At 39.9% G+C, this 9,040-nt stretch carries 8 protein-coding genes and 4 tRNA genes; 9 read left to right on the forward strand and 3 right to left on the reverse strand.

Annotated features, from left to right (window positions below; translation table 11 throughout):
- The first annotated feature begins 121 nt into the window (after window positions 1-121).
- Window positions 122-730 carry a glutathione S-transferase family protein gene (locus tag KPC_RS14965; RefSeq protein WP_121975166.1) on the forward strand — a complete coding sequence of 203 codons (609 nt, stop codon included), beginning with the start codon at window positions 122-124 and terminating at the stop codon, window positions 728-730.
- A gap of 52 nt (window positions 731-782) precedes the next feature.
- On the opposite strand, the gene KPC_RS14970 is transcribed toward KPC_RS14965, so the two are convergent.
- Window positions 783-1,421 (reverse strand): peroxiredoxin, encoded by a 639-nt coding sequence (locus tag KPC_RS14970; protein ID WP_121975167.1) that lies wholly within the window; start codon window positions 1,419-1,421, stop codon window positions 783-785.
- A 328-nt stretch (window positions 1,422-1,749) separates the two neighbouring features.
- Here KPC_RS14970 and secA point away from each other — a divergent pair, with 328 nt between their 5' ends.
- The 8 genes from secA to KPC_RS15010 all read left to right on the forward strand — a co-directional run bounded on the left by secA (window position 1,750) and on the right by KPC_RS15010 (window position 8,078).
- A complete protein-coding gene (gene secA / locus KPC_RS14975) occupies window positions 1,750-4,470 on the forward strand; it encodes a preprotein translocase subunit SecA (RefSeq protein WP_121975168.1) in 2,721 nt (906 codons plus the stop codon).
- A gap of 126 nt (window positions 4,471-4,596) precedes the next feature.
- The gene (locus KPC_RS14980) at window positions 4,597-4,959 is read left to right on the forward strand and encodes a hypothetical protein (protein ID WP_121975169.1); all 363 of its coding nucleotides are present in this window, start codon (window positions 4,597-4,599) and stop codon (window positions 4,957-4,959) included.
- Between the two features lie 155 nt (window positions 4,960-5,114).
- On the forward strand, window positions 5,115-6,335 hold the full coding sequence (gene argJ, locus KPC_RS14985; RefSeq protein ID WP_121975170.1) for a bifunctional glutamate N-acetyltransferase/amino-acid acetyltransferase ArgJ: 1,221 nt from the start codon (window positions 5,115-5,117) through the stop codon (window positions 6,333-6,335).
- A gap of 139 nt (window positions 6,336-6,474) precedes the next feature.
- Entirely contained in the window at window positions 6,475-7,542 is a 1,068-nt protein-coding gene (gene nadA / locus KPC_RS14990; RefSeq protein WP_121975171.1) for a quinolinate synthase NadA, read from the forward strand.
- A 140-nt stretch (window positions 7,543-7,682) separates the two neighbouring features.
- Window positions 7,683-7,759: transfer RNA gene (locus KPC_RS14995), tRNA-Pro, on the forward strand.
- A 47-nt stretch (window positions 7,760-7,806) separates the two neighbouring features.
- Window positions 7,807-7,883 (forward strand) — tRNA-Arg (locus KPC_RS15000).
- Between the two features lie 39 nt (window positions 7,884-7,922).
- Window positions 7,923-7,998: transfer RNA gene (locus KPC_RS15005), tRNA-His, on the forward strand.
- A gap of 3 nt (window positions 7,999-8,001) precedes the next feature.
- Window positions 8,002-8,078: transfer RNA gene (locus tag KPC_RS15010), tRNA-Pro, on the forward strand.
- A gap of 111 nt (window positions 8,079-8,189) precedes the next feature.
- Here the strand turns inward: KPC_RS15010 and KPC_RS15015 are convergent.
- Together KPC_RS15015 and KPC_RS15020 are read right to left on the reverse strand one after the other, a co-directional pair.
- Entirely contained in the window at window positions 8,190-8,666 is a 477-nt protein-coding gene (locus KPC_RS15015; protein WP_121975172.1) for an OmpA family protein, read from the reverse strand.
- Window positions 8,667-8,686: 20 nt separating this feature from the next.
- Window positions 8,687-9,040, reverse strand: a 354-nt coding sequence (locus tag KPC_RS15020) for a GGDEF domain-containing protein (protein ID WP_146196648.1), incomplete at its 5' end; no start/stop codon positions are given.

The following is a 9,040-nucleotide window of genomic DNA, read 5'->3' on the forward strand; positions in this document are numbered from 1 at the left end:
GTGCTTATACCGTAGCTTATTACTACAGTAGTAATGTATAAGCATCGTTGTTATAGATACTTGTTGGCGAAATAAAGTAAAAAACAAGATGTATTGAAAATGAAAAGAAAGGAGAAAAATCATGCAGTTATACTATTCACATTATTCTCCATTTTCACGTAAGGTGCGTATTGTTATAGAAGAGTTAGGTTTGAAGGATCAATTTGAATTTATCCAGATTCATCCTGAAACACATCGGCATCTATCTGAGATTAATCCTTTAGGGCAAGTGCCAGCGTTGATTTTGAATCAAAAGGAAATTTTGTTTAATTCAAAATTGATATGTGAATATCTCAGCACACTTAAAGTCAATAAAAAACTATATCCTGATGATCGAATTGAATATTTTAAAAGTTTAAGATTGCAGGCGCTGTCAGATAGTGCAGTTCGTTATATTGATCGTCTGGTGGAAGAGCAGTTCAAACCTGAAAATATGCAATCTTCTGAGAAAATTCAACAATGCCGAAAAACAATTAATGAATGTCTAGATTGGTTGGAAAAGCATTTTGATAATATCAATCATCAAATTTCGATTGGTGAAATTTCTGTAGCCTGTTTTCTTGATTATATCGGTTTTCATTTTAGAGATGGTCGTTTTGAGTGGAAAAGCCAGCGTCCGAATTTGGCGAACTGGTTTAACGATTTTAAACAAAGACCATCAATGCTCAGTACCAAGTATCATTCAATTTAGTCGCTTGTCATCTTTAAACCCTCCTTTTCAGGAGGGAAAGATTTATTTCAGATTATTTGTTTGGCTGAGGTGTTAAACGGAGGTATGGTTTAACCGCCGTGTATCCTTTTGGGAAACGTTCTGTAAGCTCCGTTTCATCTTTAATGGCTGGGACAATGACTACATCCTCACCATCTTGCCAGTTCGCTGGTGTTGCAACTTTATAGTTATCCGTTAATTGGAGAGAATCGATTACACGTAAAATTTCGTGAAAATTACGTCCAGTAGATGCTGGGTAAGTAATAATCAGGCGAACTTTTTTATCTGGATCAATGATGACAAGAGAGCGGACAGTGACTGTTTCACTGGCGTTGGGATGGATGAAATCATAAAGCGTTGAAACTTTACGGTCTTTATCTGCAATAATCGGAAAATTAACTGTTGTATTTTGTGTTTCATTAATATCGTTAATCCATCCCTTATGAGATTCAACATCATCTACAGAAAGAGCAATGGCTTTCACATCCCGCTTTTCAAACTCATCTTTGAGTTTTGCTGTAAAGCCAAGCTCAGTCGTACAGACAGGTGTGTAGTCTGCTGGATGAGAAAATAAAATTCCCCAGTGATTACCAAGAAAGTCATAAAAATTGATAGTGCCTTCGCTTGAATCCTGTTCAAAATCAGGTGCTGTATCGCCTAAACGTAAAGTCATGATTTAACCTTTGAAAATTTATAGTGAAAATGCTTAACACCTAATATGGATGAATTGGTTTAGAAATAAAAATAGTGTTTTTGCATTTCTTTATGAAATAAAGGAATATATGATTTTAATTGTAGTTAAAAAATATAAGTCTATTCTTGAAATTGGCGATGTATAAATCGTGCAAATTTGCTACAGTATTGCCCTTTAGGACAGCGTGTTAGAACTTCAAAGCAGATTTTTTTTATTGGTTTTGTGCAAAACCCTTGTACTTCAAATTTCTAGCACCATAATAACGTCTGAGAAAAATTTATTTCACAAAGATTTAGAGAGTTTATACATGTTGGCAAGTCTGATCGGAGGTATCTTCGGTACAAAAAATGAGCGCGAACTAAAACGTATGCGTAAAATTGTCGATAAGATCAATGCGCTCGAGCCGACCATATCAGCCCTAAGCGATGCAGACTTATCTGCTAAGACTGAAGAATTCAAACAACGTTATAATAAAGGTGAAAGCTTAGATCAGTTATTGCCAGAAGCTTTTGCAGTCTGCCGTGAAGCAGGTAAGCGTGTTATGGGGATGCGCCACTATGACGTTCAGTTAATTGGTGGTATTACCTTGCATGAAGGTAAAATTGCTGAAATGCGTACAGGTGAAGGTAAAACCCTAATGGGTACTTTGGCTGTATATCTAAACGCAATCAGCGGACAAGGTGTGCATGTAATTACAGTAAATGATTACTTGGCACAGCGCGATGCTGAGCTTAACCGACCTTTATATGAATTTTTAGGCTTATCTGTTGGCGTGATTTATTCAATGCAATCACCAACTGAAAAAGCTGAAGCTTATGCTGCCGATATTACCTACGGTACGAATAACGAATTTGGTTTTGATTATCTGCGCGATAACATGGTTTTTTCCATGGCAGAAAAAAAACAGCGTGGTTTGAACTATGCCATTATTGATGAGGTCGATTCGATCCTGATTGATGAGGCACGAACTCCGCTGATTATTTCTGGTCAAAGTGAGGATTCATCACAACTTTATGTTGCGATCAATACGATCCCACCAAAACTTCATCCGCAAAAAGAAGAGAAAGTGCCGGATGGTGGTCATTTCTGGATTGATGAAAAACAGCGTTCAATTGAAATGACAGAAGTCGGTTATGAGGCTGTGGAACGCGAACTGATTAAAATGGGCTTGCTAGCTGAAGGGGAAAGTCTTTATTCAGCATCAAATCTAAATCTGGTTCATCATGTATCTGCTGCGATTCGTGCACATTTCTTGTTCCAGCGTGATGTACATTATATCGTGCATGAAGGAGAAGTGGTTATTGTCGACGAACATACTGGTCGTACAATGCCAGGACGCCGTTGGTCAGAAGGTTTGCATCAAGCAGTAGAAGCCAAGGAAGGTCTGGAAGTCCAACCTGAAAACCAGACCTTAGCGACAACAACTTTCCAGAACTATTTCCGTTTATACAAAAAACTTTCTGGTATGACAGGTACAGCTGATACCGAAGCTGCGGAAATGAAGGAAATTTATGGTCTGGATGTTGTAATCATCCCGACTCATCGTCCAATGATCCGTAATGACCAGAACGATTTAATTTACTTAAACCGTAATGGTAAATATGATGCAATCGTTGCCGAAATCAAGCAGATTCAGCAAACTCGTGCTCCTATCCTGGTGGGTACAGCGACGATTGAAGCCAGTGAGGTTCTCTCTCAGAAGCTTTCTCAGGCAGGTATTAAACATGAAGTTTTAAATGCAAAACAGCATGAACGTGAAGCTGATATTATCGCACAAGCAGGTAGTCCTGATTCTGTAACGATCGCAACCAACATGGCAGGTCGTGGTACCGATATTATCCTTGGTGGTAACTGGAAAGCCAAGCTTGCGAAAATTGAAAATCCTACAAGTGAAGACGAAGCCCGTTTGAAAGCAGAGTGGGAACGCGATAACCAAACCGTTCTGGACGCTGGTGGACTGCATATTATTGGTTCTGAGCGCCATGAGTCTCGTCGTATTGATAACCAGCTTCGTGGCCGTGCAGGTCGTCAGGGTGACCCAGGTGTTTCGCGTTTCTTTTTATCTTTAGAAGATGACCTGATGCGTATCTTTGCTGGTGATCGTGTTGTTGCGATGATGCGTGCCATGGGGTTGAAAGAAGATGAAGCCATTGAACATAAAATGGTGTCTCGTTCAATTGAGAATGCACAGCGTAAAGTTGAAGCGCGTAACTTCGATATTCGTAAGAACCTGTTAAAATATGATGATGTAAATAACGAACAACGTAAGATTATTTACTCTCAACGTGATGAAATTTTGGCAGAAAGTACGTTGCAGGATTACATCGAAGAAATGCATCGTGACGTAATGAAAGGTCTGATTGAAAATTATATTCCACCTGAGTCAATTCATGATCAGTGGGATATCGAGGGGTTGGAAAATACATTACGCGTTGATTTAGGAATTGATTTACCAATTCAACAATGGCTAGAAGATGATCGTCGTCTAGATGAAGAAGCATTAGTCGAAAGAATATCTGATGAAGTTTTAGCGCGTTACAATGATCGCCGTACACAAATGGGTGATGAGTCTGCTGCGATGCTTGAGCGTCATTTTATGTTGAACTCTCTGGATCGCCACTGGAAAGATCATTTGGCAGCAATGGATTATTTACGTCAAGGTATTCATCTACGTGGATATGCACAAAAAAATCCAGAGCAGGAATATAAAAAAGAAGCATTCAATTTATTTGTAAGCATGTTAGGTGCAATAAAATCTGATGTAGTTACAGATTTATCACGTGTGCATGTGCCAACTGCTGAAGAAATTGCAGAACTAGAAGCACAACAACAGGCTCAGGCAGAGGCTATGCAGCTTTCATTTGCTCATGATGATGTTGATGGTCTGACAGGTGAGGTAACAGCGAACACATCTAGTGATGTGGAAGATGTACAATCTAATCAGAACATCATACCACCAGCGAGCCGTAATGCACCTTGTCCATGTGGTTCGGGTTTAAAATATAAACAGTGCCACGGTAAAATCTAATATTTAAAAAAGCAGGACAAATGTTCTGCTTTTTTTTAAAACTGTTTCAACAAGTGAAATATTATTGCAGTCTCAATGATTAAATGTTATTAACTTGCACGATCAGATTGAAAAACTGGATAGAAAATGAAAAAAGCATTAACACCATTTTTATTTGTAGCTTTAGCTCTACCTACGTTAGCATTTGCAGATACTGTTTCGAAGACTGTTCCTTTAGCAAAAGTACAGGCAGCAACGGGAGCAACTTCAGCTCAAACTGTTGTCAATAATAACTCTACAACCGTTATTAGCCCACGTACTGGTATTAGTTATACTTTGGGTGATACCAATGGTCGTCCTATTATTTTAAAAACTGCGGCGATTGCAGCTGCTACAGAAGCCACAGCGAACCGTATTGTTGCAGCAAATCCTGCATTATCTCCATCAAGTCAGGAAAAAGCGAAACAAACTTTGTTGGCTAGTAACCTGGCGCCAAATTCAGCACAATAATTTTGGATATGCTTAAAAAGCCAGTGTTACACTGGCTTTTTGTTTTATAACAATAAAAATAATTGAAAATATGAATGGGAGCGCTATTACCCTCGATTTTTTTGGCAATATCTAATAAGCTGTTATTTTTCTTTCATAACAACTGGATGATTTAAATGGCTGTTGGTGACGTAACAATGCCACACATGCATGTGGTACAAGGTGTAAAAATCGGCTCTGCAGAGGCGTATGTACGTTATCCAAATCGACGAGATTTAGTTGTTTTTGAATTTGCAAAGGGGACAAATGTCGCTGGCGTTTTTACTCAAAATGCGTTCTGTGCAGCACCTGTGCATGTTTCTAAAGCTCATTTGGCTCAAGCGAATCCTCGTTATCTAGTGATTAATACTGGTAATGCTAATGCGGGTACAGGTAAATTGGGAATGCAAAACGCCCAGCTCACCTGTGTGAAGCTTGCTGAACTTGCTCAGGTTGAAGCATTTGAAGTGCTTCCATTTTCGACAGGTGTAATTGGCGAGCAATTGCCTTTGCAACGTTTGGAACAGGGTTTAAAACCTGCACTGGATAGTTTAACTGATGATGCTTGGTTAGATGCTGCAACTGGCATTATGACGACTGATACAACACCCAAAGGAGCTTCTGAACAGTTTGAACTGGATGGTATAACATACAGTATGACTGGGATCTCAAAAGGGGCGGGTATGATTCGTCCGAACATGGCAACCATGCTGAGTTTTGTTGCAACGGATGCACCAATTTCCAAACAATTGGTAGAGCAGCTTTTAAAAGTGACAGTTGAACAGTCTTTTAACCGTATAACAGTTGATGGTGATACATCAACCAACGATTCGTGTATTTTCGCCGCTACGGGATTAGCAGGGGGCGATGAAATTCGTGAAATTGGTGATGCACGTTATCCTGTAGTTCTTGAAGTGCTGGCACGCATCATGAAGCGTTTGGCACAATTGATTGTACGTGATGGTGAAGGGGCAACAAAATTTATCACAGTGACAGTCGAAGGTGGTCAAGATACCCAAGAGTGTTGTGATATTGCCTACAGCATTGCACATTCTCCATTGGTGAAAACCGCAATTTTTGCTTCTGATCCGAACTGGGGACGTATCTTGGCAGCTATTGGTAAAGCTGGTGTCAAAGATCTGGATGTTGAAAAGATTCAGGTTTGGCTGGATGATGTCCAGATCTGTAAAGATGGTGGTGCGGCAGCGGATTATACCGAGGAAGCAGGTGCAAGAGTGATGACACAGCCTGAGCTTACCATTCTTGTGGATCTAGGACGTGGGACTGCTAAAGATACGGTATATACCTGTGATTTATCGTATGACTATGTCAAAATCAATGCAGATTACCGTTCTTGATCAAATTCTCTTATTAAAGCCTCATTCTTGAGGCTTTTTTATAATTTGCAAATATTTAGGTGAAGATTTGCTAACACGACTTCACATGTGTATGTAAGCTAGCGATATTGCCAGCGTTTAAGGATAGAGAAGACCTTGTATGAATGATGCGACCAATTTAATTGCCAACGAAGCAAAATCGATTGTGCAAGCGCATTTAGATCGTTTAGGGGAGCCAAAGGACAACAGTTTAAGTCCAGAGCTAAAAAAGGAAAAATTTGAGCAAATCAAGGCAGCATTAGAAAAAAATAATGCTGTACTGGTTGCACATTATTATTGTGACCCAGATATTCAGGAACTTGCAGAAGTTACAGGTGGCTGTGTATCAGACTCTCTTGAAATGGCACGTTTTGGGCGAGATCATGCTGCAACAACTTTGGTTGTTGCCGGGGTTAAATTTATGGGAGAAACAGCAAAAATACTTTCTCCTGAAAAAACTATTCTGATGCCAACACTAGAGGCAACCTGTTCGCTTGATCTGGGTTGTCCTGTAGATGAGTTCACTGCGTTTTGTGATGCACATCCAGAGCATACTGTCGTGGTTTATGCCAATACTTCCGCCGCGGTTAAGGCTCGTGCGGATTGGGTTGTCACGTCAAGTTGTGCGGTTGAAATTGTTGAACACTTGGATAGTTTGGGTGAAAAAATTATTTGGGCACCAGATCAGCATTTGGGACGTTACATTCAGAAAAAAACAGGTGCTGATATGCTGTTATGGGATGGTTCATGTATTGTACATGAAGAGTTTCGTGCACGAGGTATAGCTCAAATGAAAGCACTTTATCCTGATGCAGCAGTGCTAGTGCATCCAGAATCACCAGAATCAGTTGTAGAAATTGCTGATGCGGTAGGAAGTACTTCGCAACTGATCAAAGCTGCACAGACGCTGCCAAATGAACAATTGATTGTTGCAACGGATAGAGGCATTTTTTATAAAATGCAACAACTGGTACCAAACAAGACTTTGATTGAAGCACCAACAGCAGGTGATGGTGCAACTTGCCGTTCTTGTGCACATTGTCCTTGGATGGCAATGAATGAGCTAGATGCAATATTGGATGTTCTTGAAAAACATGATCAAGAAATATTCGTTGATAATACGCTGACTGAGCGAGCAAAGTTGCCGCTTGATCGAATGTTGAACTTTACTGCAAAGATGAAAGGCTAAAATCAGCTAAAATGCTTGATAAATAAACATTTGAAGCGTTTTTTTTATTTTTTTTTAATATAGGTGTTGACGTCTGAGGGCGTCACGCCTAGAATGCACACCGTACCGCACGATGTGCGATACGATAAGCTGAGATGAATCGGAGCATAGCACAGCCTGGTAGTGCACCTGGTTTGGGACCAGGGGGTCGTAGGTTCGAATCCTACTGCTCCGACCAATTCTTCAAGGCAAAGGTATCTCGTAGATATTTGTTATCTCGGTCATGCGCCTGTAGCTCAGTTGGATAGAGCATCCGCCTTCTAAGCGGATGGTCACAGGTTCGAATCCTGTCAGGCGCGCCATTCGGTAGCTTGATATTTAGATCCTGAAATGTTGTAACGGTGGATGTAGCTCAGTTGGTAGAGCCCCGGATTGTGATTCCGGTTGTCGTGGGTTCGAGCCCCATCATTCACCCCAATTCGGAGCATAGCACAGCCTGGTAGTGCACCTGGTTTGGGACCAGGGGGTCGTAGGTTCGAATCCTACTGCTCCGACCAATTTAAGTTTCAAAACTTAAAGTATAAATTCCGCTTAAATGCGGTTTTTTTATGCCTGTAATTTGACACACAATAAAAAAGGTCTCAAATGAGACCTTAATATTGAGATTATCAAGGGATAATAATAATAGCTACTCGTCTGTTTTCTGCACGATTTACCTCACTATCATTCGGTCTAATTGGCTGAGCTGAACCTTTACCTTGAGTCGTAACATTTTGACTTAGAAAACCATGCTTTAAAAAGATGCTTGCGACACTGTCCGCACGTTGTTGTGATAAGTTGAGGTTATATTCAGGAGAACCAATATTATCAGTATAGCCAATTACCTTAATTTTATTAAGATTGTATTTGCGAAGCTGACTGGCAAGCTGAATAACCTCTTGCTCATGCCCTGGATGAATATCAGACTTATTGAAATCAAATAATAAACGTTCTGGTAATCCTAGGCGCCATCCTTCATCGGTAAGTACAAAACCTTCTTTTTTTAAGAAACGGACTTGCTTATGACTCAGACCTGATGTCATGCAAGCAGAAAGGGCAATACAGATGAACCCCACTAGCATAAATTTTAATGATTTAATTAGCATGAATAAAAAGCCTCAGTGAATTATGAATGATAGATATACCAGTGATGTTGCAAGGTTTTGGCTTTATACATTGCCTGATTTGCCTGAGAAATTAAGTCTTCAGGAGAGGAGGCATTGTCAGAAAGAGCAATTCCAAGACTAAAGCTAAACTGGATGGATAAGTCCTGATAATATAGAGGTGTTTCACAACATTTAATCAAATTTTCTGCGAAAACGATAAGTTGGTCAACTTTTGTAATTGAATTTAAAATAATTGCAAACTCATCACCACCAAGTCTTGCGACAAAGTCATCTTTACGGGTACGGCTATTTAATCTGTTCGCCATTTCCTTTAATACTTCATCACCAACCAAATGACCATGTTGGTCATTAAT

The sequence above is a fragment of the Acinetobacter stercoris genome (assembly GCF_900323515.1).
Taxonomy (GTDB): Bacteria; Pseudomonadota; Gammaproteobacteria; order Pseudomonadales; family Moraxellaceae; genus Acinetobacter; species Acinetobacter stercoris.

Coding starts and splice junctions, on each gene's coding strand:
- KPC_RS14965 (WP_121975166.1), top strand. CDS start 122: ATGCAGTTATACTATTCACATTATTCTCCATTTTCACGTAAGGTGCGT.
- KPC_RS14970 (WP_121975167.1), bottom strand. CDS start 1,421: ATGACTTTACGTTTAGGCGATACAGCACCTGATTTTGAACAGGATTCA.
- secA (WP_121975168.1), top strand. CDS start 1,750: ATGTTGGCAAGTCTGATCGGAGGTATCTTCGGTACAAAAAATGAGCGC.
- KPC_RS14980 (WP_121975169.1), top strand. CDS start 4,597: ATGAAAAAAGCATTAACACCATTTTTATTTGTAGCTTTAGCTCTACCT.
- argJ (WP_121975170.1), top strand. CDS start 5,115: ATGGCTGTTGGTGACGTAACAATGCCACACATGCATGTGGTACAAGGT.
- nadA (WP_121975171.1), top strand. CDS start 6,475: ATGAATGATGCGACCAATTTAATTGCCAACGAAGCAAAATCGATTGTG.
- KPC_RS15015 (WP_121975172.1), bottom strand. CDS start 8,666: ATGCTAATTAAATCATTAAAATTTATGCTAGTGGGGTTCATCTGTATT.